Origin of the sequence: Streptomyces hazeniae (genome assembly GCF_031845485.1) — a bacterium.
GTDB lineage: Bacteria > Actinomycetota > Actinomycetes > Streptomycetales > Streptomycetaceae > Streptomyces > Streptomyces hazeniae.
Genome location: NZ_JAVREQ010000001.1, coordinates 533,450 through 551,643 on the forward strand (window position 1 = coordinate 533,450; position 18,194 = coordinate 551,643).

At 73.9% G+C, this 18,194-nt stretch carries 15 protein-coding genes and 1 tRNA gene; 6 read left to right on the forward strand and 10 right to left on the reverse strand.

All coding sequences use genetic code 11. The features are described from left to right. Positions 1-3 precede the first annotated feature (3 nt). Positions 4-2,823: an FtsX-like permease family protein gene (locus RM572_RS02505; protein ID WP_311671586.1), complete on the forward strand. Its 2,820-nt coding sequence runs from the start codon at positions 4-6 to the stop codon at positions 2,821-2,823. After that, a complete protein-coding gene (locus RM572_RS02510; protein ID WP_311671587.1) occupies positions 2,820-3,830 on the forward strand; it encodes an ATP-binding cassette domain-containing protein in 1,011 nt (336 codons plus the stop codon). Before RM572_RS02505 ends, RM572_RS02510 begins: the two co-directional genes overlap by 4 nt. 19 nt (positions 3,831-3,849) lie before the next feature. On the opposite strand, the gene RM572_RS02515 is transcribed toward RM572_RS02510, so the two are convergent. The 7 genes from RM572_RS02515 to RM572_RS02545 form a co-directional block, all read right to left on the reverse strand. Further along, positions 3,850-4,527: a hypothetical protein gene (locus RM572_RS02515; protein ID WP_311671588.1), complete on the reverse strand. Its 678-nt coding sequence runs from the start codon at positions 4,525-4,527 to the stop codon at positions 3,850-3,852. Continuing rightward, positions 4,490-4,924 carry an acyl-CoA thioesterase gene (locus RM572_RS02520; protein WP_311671589.1) on the reverse strand — a complete coding sequence of 145 codons (435 nt, stop codon included), beginning with the start codon at positions 4,922-4,924 and terminating at the stop codon, positions 4,490-4,492. Before RM572_RS02520 ends, RM572_RS02515 begins: the two co-directional genes overlap by 38 nt. A 30-nt stretch (positions 4,925-4,954) precedes the next feature. After that, positions 4,955-6,619, reverse strand: a complete 1,665-nt coding sequence (gene ettA / locus RM572_RS02525) for an energy-dependent translational throttle protein EttA (protein ID WP_136184119.1) — start codon at positions 6,617-6,619, stop codon at positions 4,955-4,957. 246 nt (positions 6,620-6,865) lie between these two features. Continuing rightward, positions 6,866-8,281: a Cys-Gln thioester bond-forming surface protein gene (locus RM572_RS02530; protein ID WP_311671590.1), complete on the reverse strand. Its 1,416-nt coding sequence runs from the start codon at positions 8,279-8,281 to the stop codon at positions 6,866-6,868. Between the two features lie 190 nt (positions 8,282-8,471). Next, positions 8,472-8,924: a single-stranded DNA-binding protein gene (locus tag RM572_RS02535; protein ID WP_394813494.1), complete on the reverse strand. Its 453-nt coding sequence runs from the start codon at positions 8,922-8,924 to the stop codon at positions 8,472-8,474. 193 nt (positions 8,925-9,117) lie between these two features. Next, entirely contained in the window at positions 9,118-11,565 is a 2,448-nt protein-coding gene (locus RM572_RS02540) for a GTPase (protein ID WP_311671591.1), read from the reverse strand. Positions 11,566-11,592: 27 nt separating this feature from the next. Further along, complete coding sequence (locus tag RM572_RS02545; RefSeq protein WP_311671821.1) at positions 11,593-13,281, reverse strand: dynamin family protein; 1,689 nt, start codon at positions 13,279-13,281, stop codon at positions 11,593-11,595. Positions 13,282-13,611: 330 nt separating this feature from the next. Here RM572_RS02545 and RM572_RS02550 point away from each other — a divergent pair. After that, positions 13,612-13,684, forward strand: a tRNA-Arg gene (locus RM572_RS02550). A 309-nt stretch (positions 13,685-13,993) separates the two neighbouring features. Here the strand turns inward: RM572_RS02550 and RM572_RS02555 are convergent. Next, positions 13,994-14,614, reverse strand: coding sequence for a dihydrofolate reductase family protein (locus tag RM572_RS02555; protein WP_311671592.1), 621 nt, complete (start codon positions 14,612-14,614; stop codon positions 13,994-13,996). Between the two features lie 398 nt (positions 14,615-15,012). Here RM572_RS02555 and RM572_RS02560 point away from each other — a divergent pair, with 398 nt between their 5' ends. Continuing rightward, complete coding sequence (locus RM572_RS02560; RefSeq protein WP_027763688.1) at positions 15,013-15,639, forward strand: LAETG motif-containing sortase-dependent surface protein; 627 nt, start codon at positions 15,013-15,015, stop codon at positions 15,637-15,639. A gap of 95 nt (positions 15,640-15,734) precedes the next feature. Here the strand turns inward: RM572_RS02560 and RM572_RS02565 are convergent, their stop codons facing one another. Together RM572_RS02565 and RM572_RS02570 are read right to left on the reverse strand one after the other, a co-directional pair. Continuing rightward, a complete protein-coding gene (locus RM572_RS02565) occupies positions 15,735-16,349 on the reverse strand; it encodes a glyoxalase (RefSeq protein ID WP_311671593.1) in 615 nt (204 codons plus the stop codon). Positions 16,350-16,448: 99 nt separating this feature from the next. After that, entirely contained in the window at positions 16,449-17,030 is a 582-nt protein-coding gene (locus RM572_RS02570; RefSeq protein ID WP_311671594.1) for a GNAT family N-acetyltransferase, read from the reverse strand. 132 nt (positions 17,031-17,162) lie between these two features. Between RM572_RS02570 and RM572_RS02575 the strand changes: the two genes are divergently transcribed. Beyond that, complete coding sequence (locus tag RM572_RS02575) at positions 17,163-17,573, forward strand: hypothetical protein (RefSeq protein ID WP_311671595.1); 411 nt, start codon at positions 17,163-17,165, stop codon at positions 17,571-17,573. Continuing rightward, positions 17,570-18,115 (forward strand): thiol-disulfide oxidoreductase DCC family protein, encoded by a 546-nt coding sequence (locus RM572_RS02580; protein ID WP_311671596.1) that lies wholly within the window; start codon positions 17,570-17,572, stop codon positions 18,113-18,115. Before RM572_RS02575 ends, RM572_RS02580 begins: the two co-directional genes overlap by 4 nt. Positions 18,116-18,194: the final 79 nt, after the last annotated feature.

Consider the following 18,194-nt stretch of genomic DNA (forward strand, 5'->3'; position numbering starts at 1 on the left):
CACATGTACCTTCCCTCCCGGCTCCGGTCGGCCCCGCTGTCGGTGTTCGCCTTCGCGGTGCTCTGCTTCGTCACGACGTGCGTGACCGCGGTCCTGCCGCGCGCCGTCGACGCCTACGGGGACGCCGCGCTGCGCGACGTGCTGACCGGCGCACCGGCGGAAGCAACACTGTTGAGCGGCACGCTGCCGGTCCAGCCCGGGGTGGACTCCGACGGCGACCTCGTCGCGCCCGCGCTGCGTCCGGAACGTGTCGACGCGGTCGGAGGCGTCTTCGCCCGGGCCGCCGCACGCACCCTGCCCGTGGGCACGGGGCCCGCCGTGGCGGGCGTCCGCAACCCCGTGCCGGTTCCGGTGGGCGACCCGGACCTGCCCCGGCTCACCGAGAGCCGGCCGCCCGAGCTGACCCTGACCGCCCCACGCGCCCTGGCCGCGCACAGCCGTCCGGTCGAGGGCGAACTCCCCGGCCCCGAGGTCCGTGTCGAGCCGCCCGGGAGGTCCGGAAACGACGTCCACGGCGGCTCCCAGCGCGTCGACGCGGTGGTGACCGCACGCACCGCGCACCGGATGGGTCTGGAGCCGGGCGACTCCGTCGCCTTCGGCGCGCCGACCACCCCCGGGGAGCCGGGCTTCCGCACCGTGCTGACGCTCACCGGCGTCGTCGAACCCCGCGACCCGGACCACCTGTTCTGGACGGCGGACCCGGTGACGGCGCAGCCCCGCCGGGCGTCCGCGGCGTCGGGGGTGCCCGGCAACCCTCCGGACCGCTTCTGGCGGTTCGGCGCCCTCGTCCACCGGGACGCGGCGAAGGCGCTGCTCGGCAGCGAGAGCGGGGCCGAGGCGTACTGGCACTTCTCCCTGCCCACCGACGACCTGCACGCCGCTCAGGTCCCGGAGCTGGCCGACGGGCTGACGTCGCTCGCGCGCGGCCCGGAGGCCACCGCCCTGGCCCGCGAGGCCGGTGCGCCCGTGACGGTCGACGAGAGCCTGGGCACGCTGCTCGGCGGGTTCGCACGCGACCGGTCGGCCGTCGCCCCGCTGCTGGCCATGGCGGCAGCCGGCGTGCTCACCACGGCACTCGTCGTGGTCCTGCTGTGGAGCGTGCTCGCCGCCGGACAACGCCGCGACGAGCTGGTCCTGCTGCGCGCCCGCGGCGGTTCGCTGCACGGCCTGGTCCGCTGGTCGCTGGCGGAGACCGTCGCCTGCGGACTCCCCGCCGCCGTCGCCGGGTACGGGGCGGCGGTGTGGCTCGTCCCCGACGCCCGGACGGCCGCTTCGCTGCTCGCGGCCGCCACGACGGCCGCCGTGGCGCTGCTCGCGACGCCGCTCAGCACGGCCTGGCTGCACCGGAGGCCCCTCGGCGCGGCCTCCGAAGGCGACCGTACCGGTCGCGGGCGGGGGCGCCTGGTCGCCGAGGCGACCGTGCTGACCCTCACCACCGGCGCGGTGGTGGCCCTGCGGCAGCGCGGAGTGGACGAGGGGGCGACCGACACGGATCCCTTCACCGCCGCAGCGCCCGTACTGCTCGCGCTCACGGCGGCGTTGCTGCTGCTGCGCTGCTGCCCCCGGGCGCTGCGGCTGCTGTCGCGGGCCGCCGCCCGCCGTCCGGGCGCGGTCGGCTTCCTGGGGCTCGCCCGTGCCGGGCGGCCCGCCTCCGCAGTGGTGGCGGGGTTGCCGCTGCTCGGTCTGCTTTCCGCGCTCACCATGGCGTCCTTCGGCGGCACCGTGCTCGCCGGTGTGGCCGACGCCCGGGACCGGGCGGCGCTCGCCGCGGTGGGCGCGGACGCGCGCATCGCCTCGCCCGGCACGCTGGCGCCAGAGCTGGCCGAACGGGTGCGGAAAGCCGACGGCGTACGGGACGTCAGCCCCGTCCGCACCTTCGAGAACGCCTCCCTCCTGTCGGGCCTGGAGCAGCCGACGCTGGTCATCGTCGACCCCGCCTCGTACGCCCGGCTGGCCGCGCACACCGGCCTCGGCGCCTACCCCGCCGGCGCTCTCGACGACGGCGGGACCGGCGACGGCGGGACCGGCGACGGCGGGACCGGCGACGGAGCGGTTCCGGCACTGGTGTCCGCGGAGGTGTACGCCGAACGGGTGGGCGGGCCGATGCGGCTCGTGGCCCCCGGCCTCCGGGTCTCCGTCCGGCCCGAGGTGGTGCGGGAGGCGACGCCCGCCGCGCCGCAGGGGTCCTTCGTGGTCGTCTCCCGGAAAGCGCTGGAGAAGGCCCAGCCGGACCTGGCCGGCTCCGCCCTGGCCGAGCCCGACACGCTGCTGGTCGACACGGAGGACGGCGGCGCGGCCGGTATTGAGGCGCTCCGCGCACTCACCGAACGGGCCGATGCCGCACTGTCGTTGAACCTCGCCGCGGAGGAACGCGCGGCCTACGGCGGCTCCGCACTGCGCTCCGGCGCCGAACGCCTCTACCGCGCCGCGGTACTGGTCGCCGCGGTGCTGAGCGCGGTGGCCGTACTGCTGTCCCTGGCGCAGTCCGCGCCGGAACGGGCAGCGGTCCTCGCCCGGTTGCGGGCGCTGGGCATGCCGCGCCGGCAGGGCAGTCGGCTGGTGCTGGTGGAGGCGCTCCCGCTGTACGTGCTGACGGCGGCCGCCGGAGTGCTGCTCGCGCTGGTCTCGGTGCCGCTGCTGCGCCCCGGCATCGACCTCGTCGCGCTCGCCGGCACCCCGGAGGGCACGCCCGCGCCTCTCTCCACGGCTGTCCTGCCCCTGCTTCTGCCCGCCCTCTGCCTGCTGCTCCTCACCGTGCTCGCGCTCCTGGTCCAGGGGCGCGTCGCCGCGCGGAGGACCGACGCCCGCCTGGAGTCGACATGAGCACCGAGCATGACGCGTCCCGCGCCGACGGCCGTACCGCCGCGGAGTCCCCCTCGCTGGAGGAGCTGGAGCGGCGGGCGACCGCGACCGGTCCGGCGTACGGCGAGGACGCGCTGATCGTCTGCGACCGCCTGGTGCGGGTGTTCCAGGCGGACGGCGTGGAGGTCCAGGCGCTGCAGGGCCTGGACCTGCTCGTCCGTCCCGGCGAACTGACGGCGCTCGTGGGAGCCTCCGGCAGCGGAAAGTCCACGCTGCTGAACATCCTCGCGGGCCTGGACACCCCGACCGCGGGCCGGGCGACGGTGGCGGGATGCGAGCTGCTCGGCATGGATGCCCGTGCGCGGCTGCGCTACCGGCGCGACACCGTCGGCTTCGTCTGGCAGCGGACCTCGCGCAACCTGCTGCCCTATCTGACCGCCGAGCAGAACGTGCTGCTGCCGATGCGGTTGCGCGGCGGCGGACCACGCGGCCGGCGGGCGCGGGCGACGCGTACCGCGCGGGCGCACGCACTGCTGGACCTGCTCGGCGTGGCGGATCGCGCGGCGCTGCGTCCGGCGCAGCTCTCCGGCGGCGAGCAGCAGCGGGTGGCGATCGCGGTGGCGCTGGCCAACGGCCCGTCGGTGGTGTTCGCGGACGAGCCGACCGGCGAACTCGACTCCGCGACCGCCGCGCAGGTGTTCGCCGCACTGCGCCGGGCGAACGAGGAACTGGGCACCACCGTGGTGGTGGTCACCCACGACCGCGCTGTGTCCTCGGAGGTGAACCGCACGGTCTCCATCCGCGACGGACGCACCAGCACGGAGACGCTGCGGCACACCCGCACCGGGGAGGACGGTGCGGCCTCGACGGTGACGCGCGAGTACACCACCATCGACCGGGCGGGACGGCTCCAGCTCCCGCAGGAGTTCACGGAACCGCTGGCGATCCGTGACCGCGTCCTGCTCGAGCTCCGGCCCGACCACATCGAGATCCGCCCCGACGCGCCGGGCCCCGGGAAGGCCGGCTGACACCACCGGGGCGGGTGCCTCAGACAGGGGTGACGGTGAGGCCGGTGCCGGGACGGGGGACGGCCGCGCCGCTGCGGGCGATCACGGAACCGTAGGCCGTCCGCAGGCGCAGCCACGGGCCCGTGTCGTAGAGCCCCAGGTGCTCGCCGCCGCGAAGGAAGCCGAGGGCGTGCGCAGCGTGCACCGCGCGCAGCGGCAGCGCGGTGCCGGTCAGCGGCCGGTTCCAGATCTCCTCGGCGAGCGCGTCCACCCGGTCGCGCGTGCGTTCGGACTCCGGCAGCCGCTCGGTGCGCTGCCGGAACTCCGCCACCACGCCCGCCGCCCGGTCCCGGACGCCGGACGCCGGGAGGTCGGCGACGCGGCGCCAGCCGCCGCGCGGCGGCAGCAGGCCGGCCCAGGACGGGCCGGTGACCTCGCCGGGGAGGGTGACCGTCTCGGCCGTCTCGTCGATCCCCTCCAGGAGTTCACCCGCGGAGACGGTGACGTCCGTCTCCGCCCGCTCCAGCAGCCGCGCGGTGAGCACGGCGAACACCTCGAAGCGGGCGGGGCGGGCGAAGACGCCGAGCACGCCCCCGCCGGCCCGGAGGCGCACCGCGGCCGCCTTCTCCCAGCGCAGCAGACGCCCCAGGAAGGCGGCCAGCGCGGCCGCCTCCCCGGGGTCAGCGAAGACCAGGAGCGGCGGGACCGGCACTGTCATCGAAGTACTCCTCCAGGAAGGACTTCTCCTCGGACGACAGGCGGCGCGGCCGCTCCCGTTCGAGGTCGTACGGGACCACGACCGTGCTCGCACGGACGAAGACCGTCGCGTCGTCCTTGATCTCGTACGCGAGGGTGGCCGACGCGGCGCCGACCTTGGTCACCCAGGTCTCGACCGTCACCGGCTCGTGCCGGTGGACGAGCGGACGCAGGTAGTCGATCTCGTGCCGCGCGACGACCGAGCCGCCGGTGAACGCGCCGGAGTCGGCCTTCCGCGCCAGCCGGAACATGAAGTCGATCCGCGCCTCCTCCAGATAGCGGAGGAAGACGACGTTGTTGACGTGCCCGAAGGCGTCCATGTCCGACCAGCGCAGAGTGCACGCGAAGGTGTGCCGCACGGTGTGATCTTCTCCCGAACTCCCGCGGCCTCAGCCGCGGGTGAGCTTCTTGTACGTCGCGCGATGCGGGCGGGCGGCATCCGGGCCCAGCCGCTCGATCTTGTTCTTCTCGTACGACTCGAAGTTGCCCTCGAACCAGAACCACCGGCTCTCGCCCTCGTAGGCGAGGATGTGGGTGGCGATGCGGTCCAGGAACCAGCGGTCGTGGGAGACGACCACGGCGCAGCCGGGGAAGTCGAGCAGCGCGTTCTCCAGCGAGGACAGCGTCTCCACGTCGAGGTCGTTGGTCGGCTCGTCGAGGAGCAGCAGGTTGCCGCCCTGCTTGAGGGTGAGCGCGAGGTTGAGGCGGTTGCGCTCACCACCGGAGAGCACGCCGGCCGGCTTCTGCTGGTCCGGGCCCTTGAAGCCGAACGCGGACACGTAGGCCCGGGACGGCATCTCGACCTGGCCGACGTTGATGTAGTCCAGCTCGTCGGAGACGACGGCCCACAGCGTCTTCTTCGGGTCGATGTTGGCGCGCGACTGGTCGACGTAGGAGATCTTGACCGTGTCGCCGACCTTGATCTTGCCGGAGTCCGGCTCCTCCAGGCCCTGGATCATCTTGAACAGGGTGGTCTTGCCGGCGCCGTTCGGGCCGATGACGCCGACGATGCCGTTGCGCGGGAGGGTGAAGGACAGGTCGTCGATGAGGACCTTGTCGCCGAACGCCTTGTTGAGGTTCTCCACCTCGACGACCACGTTGCCCAGGCGCGGGCCCGGCGGGATCTGGATCTCCTCGAAGTCCAGCTTCCGGGTCTTCTCGGCCTCGGCGGCCATCTCCTCGTAACGGGTCAGGCGCGCCTTGGACTTGGCCTGCCGCCCCTTGGCGTTGGAGCGGACCCACTCCAGCTCCTCCTTGAGGCGCTTGGAGCGCTTGGCGTCCTTCTGGCCCTCGACCTTGAGGCGCGCCTGCTTCTTCTCCAGGTAGGTGGAGTAGTTGCCCTCGTAACCGACGGCGCGGCCGCGGTCGAGCTCCATGATCCACTCGGCCACGTTGTCCAGGAAGTACCGGTCGTGGGTGATGGCGATGACGGTGCCCGGGTACTTGGCGAGGTGCTGCTCCAGCCACTGCACGGACTCGGCGTCCAGGTGGTTGGTGGGCTCGTCGAGCAGCAGCAGGTCGGGCTGCTCCAGCAGCAGCTTGCACAGCGCGACGCGGCGCTTCTCACCGCCGGAGAGGTTGGTGACGGGCCAGTCGCCGGCCGGGCAGCCGAGGGCGTCCATGGCCTGCTCCAGCTGCGCGTCCAGGTCCCACGCGCCTGCGTGGTCCAGGTCCTCCTGGAGCTTGCCCATCTCCTCCATCAGCGCGTCGGAGTAGTCGGTCGCCATCTGCTCGGCGATCTCGTTGAAACGGTCGAGCTTGCCCTTGATGGCGGCCACGCCGTCCTCGACGTTCTCCAGCACGGTCTTGGACTCGTCCAGCGGCGGCTCCTGGAGGAGGATGCCGACGCTGTAGCCCGGTGAGAGGAACGCGTCGCCGTTGGAGGGCTGCTCGAGGCCCGCCATGATCTTCAGCACGGTGGACTTGCCGGCGCCGTTGGGGCCGACGACGCCGATCTTCGCCCCCGGCAGGAAGCTCAGGGTGACGTCGTCGAGGATCACCTTGTCGCCGTGCGCCTTGCGCGCCTTGCGCATGGTGTAGATGAACTCAGCCAAGAGAAACCGTCCGCCAGTGTGGAGTGTCATGCGGCTCGCGCCGCGCAGGTCTGGGCGCGCGGCGAGGGCGCCGCGCCCGCGAAGTGCCGGGCGCGACAGAGCCGCGCGTAAGGCATACGCACCCCATCTTGCCGCACAAGGGCGTGTACACCGAAACGGGGCGGCCCACCAGGGGCCGCCCCGTTGCTTTCGGTCACCGCTCGGTCACGCCGTGGCGCGATCCGGCAGGTGAGCCGGGAGGGGTGTTCAGTCCTCGCTGCCGGAACCGGCCGCGGACGGCTTGCGCTTGCGGACGAGGAGCATCGCGACGCCGCCGACGACGACCAGCGCCACGGCCACGCCGATGATCAGCGGGGTGTTGCTGTTGCTGCCGGTGGCGGCCAGGTCGGTGCCGCCCTCGTCGGCCGTGTCGCCGGCGGGGGTGTCGTCGCCGGTCTGCGGGGTGGTGCCCTCGTCACCGCCGGTGGTGTCGGTCTCGCAGTCCAGCACGCCGGTGAAGTTCTTCTCGAACCCGTCGGGGCCGGTGATGGTGATGTCGTAGGCCTGGTCCTCCTGGACGGGGACCGTGATGGTCTGCGAACCGCCCGCGGCGATCTCGTGGCTCTCGCCGGCCAGGGAGAAGGCGAACGGCTTGTCGCCCTCGTTGGCCACGGTGACGTCCACGCCGCCCTCGGCGCAGTTCTTCTCCGCGGTCACGGCCGGGATCGGGCCGGCGTCGGCCCAGCGGGCTGTGGCGGTCGCGGTCACCGTGGACTCGCTGGAGCCGGCGAGGATCTGGGTCTGGCTCTTGACGCCGACGCTGGTGAAGGCGCGGCCGACCGGCACGGTGGTGCGGGCCTGTACCGACACCGACGCCTCACCGGGCTCGGTGCCCGCGGGGACGTCGAAGTACAGCTCGCTGCCGTCGGCGGCCGAGGTCACCGGCTTGCCGCTTCCGTCGACGACCTTCACGTCGCCGGCGGTCACACCCGCAGGGGTGCTGATGGAGACGGCCTGGGCGTTGGTGTCGACGGTGACCGGGCCCAGGCGGTCGCCGGCCTTGCCGGAGACGGCCGCCGGTGTCAGGTGCAGGGACGCCTTCGGCTCGGGGACGTTCTGAGCGGCCTTCTCCAGGTAGTCGGCGAGCTGCTCGGCCGCCGGGTCCTTGGCGGTGACGTCCGCGTCGTCGGAGAAGCGCCAGATCGCGACCTGCGTGCCGGCGGCGGCGGTCTCGTTCGTCAGACCGCCGGCGACGCCGGCGGCCTGGCCGAGCTTGGCGAGGTCGTTGACCTGCGGGTAGGAGTTCTGCAGGATCCAGAGGATCTTGCCCGCGTCGGCGTTGTCGTTGAGCGACGACGCGTCCCAGCCGACCTCCTTGTAGCGGGACTTGCTGACGGTCGGGTTGGCGATGTCGATGCAGTAGGTCTGCAGCGCGCCGCCGCCGTCGACGGTCATCTCGAAGAGACCGGCGCCGATCTCCTTCTTCTCCCCGTCCGGCTCGACGAGCAGGGCCTGGCTGTACGTCTTGAGGCCGTCGAGGGTGGCGGAGGCGCCGCCCGGCTGCGCCGCGTTCTCGTCTGCGGCGGCGGTGCCCGCACCGGTCAGCGCACCGGCCGCTATCAGGCCGGGAGCCAGAACGGCGGCGGTGAGACGGGAGACGACCCGTCTGCGAACAGAAGTCATGCTCTTCCCCTCTGGGCGAGACAGCCGGGACGTCGGGCAGTTGACGTGCGTCTCGCCGAACAAAGCTCCGAACCCCCGTGAGTACCCGAGGGATCGTAAGGAGACGGGCGCATCACCGTCCCCGGGAACCCCACCGCTCAAGCGTTCCGCATCGGAATCGTTATCGAGGGAACCCGGCGTAACGGGACGTTCACCGCAGACCGAACTCCGGGGCCGACGCGCCGGTTGGGCCAGGCACGACCTGTGGCGTACCGGCTTCGGGCGGGCCGCCTCCGGCACGAGCCGGGGAGACGCGCCGGAAGGCGGCGGTGCCGCGGTTGAGGTCGTGTCCGATCGAGGATGCCAGCAGTTCGGCGGTGACGTAGCGGCGTCCCTCCTTCTCCTCCTCCTTGACGCGCAACCGGCCCTGCACGATGACCGGTTCGCCGAGGGTCACCGAAGTGGCCACGTTGGTGGCCAGGGTGCGCCACGCCCAGACGGTGAAGAAGCTGGTCCAGGCGTCCTCCCACGCCTCGCGGGCCCGGTCGAACCGGCGGACCGTGCCGGCCAGCCGGAACCGCACGGCCGGCTCACCGGAGCGGGTGGTGCGGTGATCCAGCTCCGTGGCCACGTTTCCGACCACCGTCACCTGCGGCTCGTTCATGCGCGACGCCTCCCTGCGGGACTGCCGGGCTCGTTCCCGGTCGTCCCACCGTGCCCGGCCCCGGAGGGTCCTGCTCGCGGCTGTGGATGAACCGGGGGGTGTGGACAACCCGGTCCCCCTCAGGCACCCCCGGAGCCCCAGCGGCCCGCCGGGTCCCCCCGGTCCGGGCCACGCCGCTCCGGGCGCCCCGGGGTCACGCCGGGCCCGTGTCTCCCGCGGCCACCACGTACTGCTCCCGCACCTCGCGGTAGCGCATCAGCTCCGCCGCCACCGGCTCCAGCACGCGTGTCCGCCCGCAGCCGGCGGAGAGCTGCCGCAGCCGGCGTTCCTCTTCCTGCCCGAACGCGCGCGCCGGCCCACGGGCGGCGGCACGGCAGGCGGCCGCCAGTCCGGGCGCCGCGACGGCACCGCCCAGCACCAGGACGACCGGTGGCCACAGGGCGCCCCGGTACCCGCCGAAGACCGCGCCCACCAGCAGGAGGACCCCGACCACCTGAAGCGCCAGCAGCAGCCCCTGCCCGAGCATCGCGACCGTCCACCACGGCGGCCGCTCCAGGCGCGGAAGCCCGTGCGGGCGCTGTGCACCGCGGGCCGGCCCACGGTCGGACGGGTGTGCGTCGCCCGGCGGAGCGAGGGCTTCCCCGATCAGCGTGTCGAGCGCCTCGGGCAGTCCTTCCGCACCACGCCAGGCGGCGTCCCGCACGGTCCGCCGCCACGCGTCGGGCAGGCCGACGGCTGCCTGTTCGGCGACCTGGCGCACCGCCTGGGTGAGCACCGGCCTCGCGGCCCGGTGCCTTTCCGGCGCCGGGCCGCGAGGCGCGGGCTCCGACTGCCCGGCGGCCTCCGCGCTGCCGGACGACGCGCGCCGACGGGCATCGCGCGCGCGCACCAGCTGCGACCACGGGGTGCCGCAGGACCGTTCGGCGTGCCGCAGCCAGGCCCGTTCCGCGGCCTGCCCGGCCGCACGGGCGCCGACGGCCGAGGCGAGCAGGTCCTCGAACTCCTCACGGTCCGCCTCGGTCAGCCCGGTCGGCGCGGGCCGGGCCGGGTCGGCGTACACCCGGCGCAGCCGCTCCGCAGCCCCGTCCAGGTCTGCGGTCAGTCGACGGGCCGGTGCCTCCCGGGTCGCGGCGAACGCGCCCAGCTCCTCGCGCAGTTCGTGCAGCCCCGCCCCGGTGAGCGCCGAGGTCGCCAGGACCCGCGCGCCCGGCTCGCCGTAGTCGCCGAGCGCCATGCCGTCCTCGTCCAGCAGACGGCGCAGGTCGTGCAGCACGGCGTCCGCAGCCTCGCCCGGCAGCCGGTCGACCTGGTTGAGGACGACGAAGGTGACCTCCGCGTAGCCCGCGAGCGGCCGCAGGTAGCGCTCGTGCAGCAGTGCGTCCGCGTACTTCTCCGGGTCGACCACCCACACCACCGCATCGACCAGTTCCAGCAGCCGGTCGACGTGTTCGCGGTGGCCGGCGGCGACGGAGTCGTGGTCGGGCAGGTCGATCAGCACCAGGCCGTGCAGCGAGGGGTCCTTCACCCGCCGGCGCAGACCGGGGGCGATGCCGAGCCGGTCGAGCAACCCGTCGGCGCCGCCCTCACGTTCGGCCTCCCAGGTGCAGGCGACGGGCTGGGCCGTGGTCGGGCGGCGCAGCCCGGTCTCCGAGAGGGTGCGGCCGGAGAGGGCGTTGAGGAGCGAGGACTTGCCGCTGCCGGTCGCGCCCGCGATGGCGACCGTGGTGTAGGCGGCGGACAGTTGGGCCCGTGCCCCGGCCTCGTCGAGCACTCTGCCGGCCTCGGCCAGCACCCTGCCCTCCAGCCGGGTCCGGGACAGGCCGATCAGCTCCCGCAACGCCCCCAGGCGGTGGCGCAGGGCGCCGCCGACCGCTCCCCCACCGATGCCGTCCGGGGACGGCAGCCCTCCGGTCCCGGTCGGCCTGGATCCCCCTTCCCACGCGGCGCCCTCCCGGGTCTCGGGAGCCACGTCCTCGGGGGCGGGCGGCTCGTCCGGGGACGGTGTCCCGGGGGCGGGGGGTCCGGACGACGCGGCGCCACCGTGCGCGCGCCCACGGTGACCGTGCTCGGCCTCGCGGGCGCCGTACCCGCAGGCCGGGCCGTCCGCGGACTCCCCCGCGCCCTGCGGGAAGGATTCGGGTGCGCGACGCGCGATCAGTCCGTCGTTCCAGCCGTGGCGCGGCGGCACCGACGGCCGGGGCGGCACGTGCGGCCTGGGAGGCGCGGCGGGTCTCGGCGGCGTGCGCGGCGCGGCCCCGGGCGCGCCGGGCGCGCCGTCTGCGCCGTCTGCGCCGTCCTCAGCCGGCCGGGGAACGGTCTCCGGTGCGCCCGCCGCCGGAGTCTCCTCCCCCTCGGCCCGGAAGACCTGTGCCGGTGCCCCGGCGCCGTCCTCCGCCGCGTCGGGCCACGCGTGCGCCGACGGCTCGTCAGCCGAGCGGCCCGGCGTGGGAAGCGGCGCGGCAGGCGCCTGCACCGGAGCGGCGGACGCCCGTGTTTCCGGCCGCTCGTCCGTCCCCTCGCGGACCTCGTCCGGCGCGTCCGGTACGCCCCGCCCGTGCACCCCTTCCGGCTCGGCCCCTCCGGGCGCCCCGATCGCCCCGGACGCCGTTCCGTCGTCGTGCCTCCCCGCAGCCGTCACCACGTCACCTCTCCCTGTCGCTCGTCGCGGCTACGACGTCCGCCGCGCCGTCTCGGTCCTGCGCAGCACGGAGAACGCCGCGATCAGCTCCACCTGCGGGTCCGGCGTGGCGCCCAGTGCGTCCAGCGGCCGCAGCCACTGCTCGCGTTCGGCGCAGAGCACCCGCTCCACGCACGTGCCGAGGATGCGTCCGGCCCGCTCGCGCAGCCGTGCGGCACTCTCCGTGCCGAGCAGGCGCCGCAGTTCCTCCTCCGCGTCGGCTGCCGCGTCCGCACCGCCCAGCAGGGCGACGGCCAGCCGTGCGGCGGTCTCCTCCGCGTCCGTCTGCGAGGCGCCCTCGGAGCCGCGCACCGCCTCGTCGGCCAGTTCCTCCAGGCAGCGCCTCCAGCGCCGGGCCAGCAGACCGATCCGTCCGCGTGCCTCCTCGTCGGCGGCGTCCTCCGGGGCCGCGGCGGTCCCCGTACGTCTTTCGGGGGCGCCGGGTTCACCGCGCCAGGCTGCGGCGATCCGCTCGTCCGCCGCGGCGGCGGCGCCGGCGAGCAGGGCGGTCAGGCCCTCGGTGAACGCGTCCAGCACCTCGTCGCCACCGGAGTCCAGCGGGAAGCCCCGCCACCGCGCCGCCGCGTCCCCGGCGAGGAGTCCTCCGGCGTCGGTCAGCTGCCGGACGCGGGCCGCCGCCTCCTCGAACGCCTCGTCCACGTGGCGGCCGAGCCGCAGCGCCGTCGCGTGCTGTGCCGCGGCGGCGCCGGCGAGGGCGCCCACCCGGGACCGGAGCGAGGCGAGTACCCCGGCTGTCGTACGGGCCGCCGCGCGGCTGCGGGCGTGCGGGTCGCGGACGCACTGTGCCAGCCAGTCGCGCAGACCGGCCACCGCGGTGGTCGGCAGCAGGCCGGAGCCGCCCGCCGACTCGGGGAGTTCGGGAACGGTGAAGCGCCGTACGCCGCCCAGCCCTTCGCGGGCGAGCATGGCGGCGTAGCGCTGGGAGACCTCGTCGGCGATCTGGTGCGGGACCCGGTCGAGCACGGTGGCGAGCACCACGTCGTACTCCCGCGCGGAGCGCAGCAGATGCCACGGCACCGCGTCCCCGTACCGCGCGGCCGTCGTCACCAGCACCCACACGTCCGCCGCGCAGAGCAGACGGGCCGCCAGATCCCGGTTGCGCACGACGAGGGAGTCGATGTCGGGAGCGTCCAGCAGGGCGAGCCCGACGGGCACACCGGGGTCGGTCTCGATCCGCACCTCGAGCTGGGCGTCCTCCGGTCCGCCGGACAGTCCGTCCAGGCGGGTGGCGCCCGGCCCCTCCGGCAGTCCGTCCGGGCGGTCCTCCGCGTCGGCGAGGCTCTCCTGACGGGGCATCCAGGCCCGCCCCAGACCGGGCAGGACCCGCTCCCCGGCGAACCAGTGCTCGTCGTGCGGGTGACAGACCAGCACCGGCGTGCGGGTGGTGGGTCTCAGCACCCCCGCCTCGCTGACACGACGCCCCACCAGCGAGTTGACCAGGGTGGACTTCCCCGCTCCGGTCGAGCCTCCGACCACGGCGAGCAACGGGGCCTCGGGGGCGCGCAGCCGCGGCACCAGGTAGTCGTCGAGCTGGGCGAGCAGCTCGGACCGGGACCGCCGGGCCCGTTCCACGCCCGGGAGGGGCAGCGGAAAGCGTACGGCGGCGACGCGCTCCCGCAGCGCGGTGAGCGCGTCGAGCAGTTCGGGCTGTACCTCCAAGATCGCCACAGGGGAAGAATGACCGATTTTGGGAGCTTTTTGAAGCGTTTCCGCTTCTCATCCCCCGAAATCACTCCGCAACCACCCCGCGACCGCTCCCATCGGCCCAGCCGACCCCCGCCCGGCACACGGAGCCATAACGACTGCGCAACACCCCACGAACGAGCCGCCGAAAATGCTGCGGAGATCGCCTCGGCCTGCGAGTATCGGGACCGCTTCACCGAACCTTTACAACCGGTCGCGGACGTGAAGCAGCGAGGGTGCGTCGGCCCCTATCCTTGACCGAGCCATGGTCAACCGGGGGGTGAGTACCCGCCCGCGACCCCACAGGCCCCCGTAGCTCAGCGGATAGAGCAGGCGCCTTCTAAGCGCTTGGCCGCAGGTTCGAGTCCTGCCGGGGGCGCAACTGATCCGTCGTCATCGTGATGACGTTTACCCAGGTCAGAGCGCGCATCCGCGCACTCTCAACCGCCTCGTGGCCCTCTCCTTCGAGAGGGGTGCAGTCCGGTCGGCAAGCCAGAAGTCCGGGCCTCCACCGGAGCAGCACACGACCCGGCAGAAGAGCCGGGCCGAGGCAGCCCGGCGGTCACCTGCGAGGCAGCCTGCTCGCCACAGACGCTCGATCAGCAGCCTTCCTGTCATCACGTCGAGGCGCGACGCGTGACGCACTTCCCCTGCCGTCGAACGCTTCAGGGGATGTTCCGCAACGACCTCACTGTCGGAGGACGTCGTAGGTCAGTTGCGTCGCGGTCGATGTGGAGGTCACGCTTCGCTGCGCCAGCGTGCGCGGTGCTCCGCCGGTGAACAGTGGCGTCCCGGCACCCAGCACGACCGGTGCGAGGTGCAGGGTCAACGTGTCGACCAGTCCGGCTTCGAGTGCCGAGCCGATCGTGGCGCCGCCGCCCATGAGGATGACGTCGAGATCCCGGCCGGTGCGCGAGGACGCCTCCTCGGCGCGTTCGCGCGCGGCGTCGACGGCGTCGGGCAGACCGGTGGTGACGAACGTCCAGTCGAGGTCGGTGAGCCGCACCGACTGTGGCGGCGCGCTCGTCACGACGACGAACGCGGGCTTGCCGACCTCGCCGGCGCCGTAGCCGGTCGTGTCGTCCCAGCCGTTCGGCGCGTCGACCACGTCGAAGAGCCGACGCCCGAGGACGACGGCGCCGGAGCGGGCGGTCGCCTCGCGCAGAAGGCGGCGGTCCTCGGGGTCGTCGGAGAACGCCCAGGTGTGCAGGGCTTCGCCGCCGGCGCCCAGACCGCTGTCGGGACCGGGGTCGGGGCCGGTCACGAAGCCGTCGAGGGAGACCGAGATGTCAGCGATGATGCGTGTCATACCGGTGCAGACCCGATCCACGACCCGAACTCATCGCTCACGCGTGGGTCTGCTGCCGGGCGGCCGACGTAGGCGTTCATGAAGTGGTCGCGTACGCCGTCCGGGGCCGGGGCGGACACGGTGTTACCCCCGGGCGCGAACGGCGGGCCGCCCGGCGACGGGACCGGGCGGAACGTGCCCACGCTGCCCTCCCCGGCTTTCCCCCACGCCCCGTCCCGCCGTCGTTCGTCCGGATGGCCGTGACGAACGCCGGCTGCGCGGGCCGCTGCCGTACGCGTCCACGACCGGCAGGTAAGGGCAGTTGTGGGGGGCGGGTGAAGGGCCGACCGAGGGAGGCGGTAGCGTTCCGCTCTCGCACCACCCCTCTGTACACCCTTCTACCAGCCGGAGTGGGATAGTTGAGCACAAAGCAGCACAGACGCCGTAGCGGCATAGCACTCGGTGCGGCGGGCGTCGCGCTGGCGGGTTCGGTCTTCCTCGCCGCCCCCGCCTCCGCGCACACGCCGAACTGGACCGTCGACTGCGACTCGGTCTCCGTCGACCTCAAGTGGTACAGCACCCAGGCGCCCAACACGGTGACCATCACCGCGGGCGGCGAGGAGATCCTCAGCGAGGAGTTCGGCAAGAACTTCCACAAGCAGGACCTCGCGCTGCCGCAGCACAGCGAGCCGCTGGACGTCCGCCTCGTCGTCGTCGCGAGCGACCACGCGAAGTACAACGTGGACGAGACCAAGACCTCCCCGGTCTGCGAGGGCCAGGAGAGCGAGTCGCCGGAGCCGGAGCCCACGCCGTCGGAGACGACGCCCAGCGAGGAGCCCTCCGAGAGCGCCGAGCCGACCCCGTCGGAGAGCACCACCACTCCCCCGGTCGAGCCCGCCGACGACGAGAGCACGGCGCCGACCGACCTCGCCGAGACCGGTTCCTCGGACTCGACCCCGCTGATCGCGGGCATCGCCGCCGCCGTCGTCGCCGCCGGCGCCGGCCTGCTGGTCGTGGCGCGCAAGCGTCGTTCCGTCAAGGCGTGACCGGCGCGGCGGCCTGATCGGTCGCACGGCGTGCACGTCGCGAACCTCCCCGGCCCCGTCCCACGGGCCGGGGAGGTTCGTCGTTTCCGGCGGGGTCAGGGCGCGGACTCCTCCCAGGGGAAGCCGTCCGGGTCGGTGAAGGTGCCCGCGTCGCCGCTGAGCGTGAGGCGGTGGGATCCGGTGCCGTCGGGCGACACGCCGGCGGTCCTGGCGAGCCCCCGGCGCCCGTAGAGCGCCAGTTTCACGGGACTCGACGGCATGGCGAACTCGGCATACCTGCGGCCGAAGCTCTTCGCGACGGTGAGGCCGCGGTCGACGTAGAACTGCTTGCTCTCGGCCACGTCCGCGACGCCCAGCAGGAGCACGACGTCGTCGATCTGCCGGGTCGCAGGGCCCTTGTCCTTCTTCGCCGAGGTGGTGGCCTGCCAGATCGCCCCGTCCGGGGCGCGCACCACCCCGCCGTAGCCCCAGAAGGACTTCGCGGGAGCCTTCAGCGTGGTGGCGCCCGCGTCCAGGGCGCTGTCGACGAGGGAGTCGACGGTGGACGGCTGGGAGACGACCAGCGACAGCGTGTAGCCGCGGAAGCCGGTCGTCGGCGCCTCCGAGGCGCGCAGGCGCACCTGGGTGTCCAGGCCGAAGGCGGTCGTGTAGAAGCGTTCCGCGGCCGAGGGGTCCGCCGCGCCGAGGATGACGGAGTCGAGGGAAGTCATGTCTGCGACGCTAGGCCGGTCCGGGCGCCGGCGCTTCTCGAAACCTGACCGGTTGCTCCGGCTCTCCCGGGCCACGCCGGGCCGCGCCGGGAGAGGCGGTCACCAGAGGCAGTCGATGCGCCCCGGGTAGAGCTCGATGCGGGCGCCGGTGAAGTCGGAGCGCGCCCGCCGCGCCTCGGCGGAGAAGAAGGCGGCCATGGTGACCTTGACGAAGCCGGGGCGGTCGCTGGGGAACGGGGAGTCGGGGGTGCCCCCGATGAGCACGGTGCCGGGCAACTGCTCCCACCCGGCGCTCTCGTAGAACGGGCGGAGCCCGGGATCGCAGGTGAACAGCCCCACGTCGAGGGCCTGTTCGGCCATGTGCGCGCGCCCGGCCGCAGCCAGCCGGCGGCCGTGGCCCCGGCCCCGCACGTCCTGCCGGGTGACGACGGTGCTGAGACCCGCGGCCCGGTACGTACGCCCGGCGTGCCGCAGCTCCTTGGTCAGCACGTCCAGCGCGGCCAGCACCCTGCCGTCCTCGACGAGGAGCATCGACAGCGGGTGCAGGGCGGGGTCGTGGACGGTCGCGTCGCGCGGGGTCGGCCTGCCGTCCGACGAGGGCCAGGCCGTGTCCTGCAGTGCCCGTACCTGCGCGCGCAGGCCGGGCGGCGTGGACGCCTCGGGAAAAGTGAGGATCTGCACCCGCCGATTATGGCGACCCTCCCCGCACCCCTCCGACTTGAACGTGTTCAAAAACAGGTCTACAGTCGTCCCGACACAGCGTTTTGAACGCGTTCAAGAACCTTCGGGGAAGGTTCGGAAGAGGGGTGGGTCATGGATCTGACAGTGGTGTCCTACGTGGTGTACCTGCTGGTCAGCGTCGCGCTGACGGTGTGGGTGGCGCGCACGCTCAGCCGCAACGGACGGATCTTCCTGTCCGACGTCCTGCGCGGGAACGAGAAGCTGGCGGACGCGGTCAACCACCTGCTGGTGGTCGGCTTCTACCTGGTCAACCTCGGCTTCGTCGCCCTCTACCTGAGCAGCGACGAACCCGTCGCCAGCGTGCGCGCCGTCTTCGAGGCGCTCTCCACCAAGCTCGGCGTGGTGCTGCTGGTGCTGGGCGTGCTGCACCTGGGCAACGTGTGGGTACTGAACAAGATCCGGCGGCGCGGCGCGATGGAGCGCGAGCAGGTGCCGCCCGTCGAGCCGCAGAGCTGGACCCCCGCCCCCGGGCTCGCCAAGTGACCGCCGCGGCGACCCCCGCGGCACCCGCCGCAGGCGACCGGGACGCCGCGCGCGTCCCGGTCCGCCGGCTGACCGTGCTGTACGACGCCGAGTGCGGGCTGTGCACCTACGTCCGCGGCTGGCTCGCACGGCAACGGCAGCTCGTGCCGCTCGAGTTGGTGCCCGCAGGGTCCGCACGGGCCCGCGACCGCTTCCCTTACCTGGACCACGCGACGACGCTGGCGGAGATCACCGTCATCGGCGACGGCGGCCAGGTCTACCGCGGCCAGTCCGCGTGGATCGTGGTCCTGTGGGCGCTGGCGGAGCACCGGCCGACCGCGCACCGGCTGTGCACCACGGTGGGGGCGGGGCTGGCCCGCAGCGCGGTGCTCGCCGCCGCCAAGTGGCGAGGCTCCCAGCAGACGGGGAACGCCTCCGGCTGGAGCGGCGGCGTCTACCGCAGGACGGACGGCTGGACGTACCACCCGCAGAAGGGCTGGGGTCACACCGGCGCCGTCGAGGGCACCGCCGCCTGTGCGGACGGCACCTGCGGCACTGACTAGGCTCTTCTCCCGTGCCAGCAGCAGAACAGCCGTCGAAGCCCGAACGCGCGTCCGGCGCGGAGGACGGCGCCGCCCCGGC

Excerpts from the sequence above, each read along its gene's own strand:
- RM572_RS02575 (WP_311671595.1), top strand. The coding sequence starts at position 17,163 with ATGGATCTGACAGTGGTGTCCTACGTGGTGTACCTGCTGGTCAGCGTC.
- RM572_RS02565 (WP_311671593.1), bottom strand. The coding sequence starts at position 16,349 with ATGACTTCCCTCGACTCCGTCATCCTCGGCGCGGCGGACCCCTCGGCC.
- RM572_RS02555 (WP_311671592.1), bottom strand. The coding sequence starts at position 14,614 with ATGACACGCATCATCGCTGACATCTCGGTCTCCCTCGACGGCTTCGTG.
- RM572_RS02530 (WP_311671590.1), bottom strand. The coding sequence starts at position 8,281 with ATGACTTCTGTTCGCAGACGGGTCGTCTCCCGTCTCACCGCCGCCGTT.
- RM572_RS02535 (WP_394813494.1), bottom strand. The coding sequence starts at position 8,924 with ATGAACGAGCCGCAGGTGACGGTGGTCGGAAACGTGGCCACGGAGCTG.
- RM572_RS02510 (WP_311671587.1), top strand. The coding sequence starts at position 2,820 with ATGAGCACCGAGCATGACGCGTCCCGCGCCGACGGCCGTACCGCCGCG.
- RM572_RS02505 (WP_311671586.1), top strand. The coding sequence starts at position 4 with ATGTACCTTCCCTCCCGGCTCCGGTCGGCCCCGCTGTCGGTGTTCGCC.
- RM572_RS02515 (WP_311671588.1), bottom strand. The coding sequence starts at position 4,527 with ATGACAGTGCCGGTCCCGCCGCTCCTGGTCTTCGCTGACCCCGGGGAG.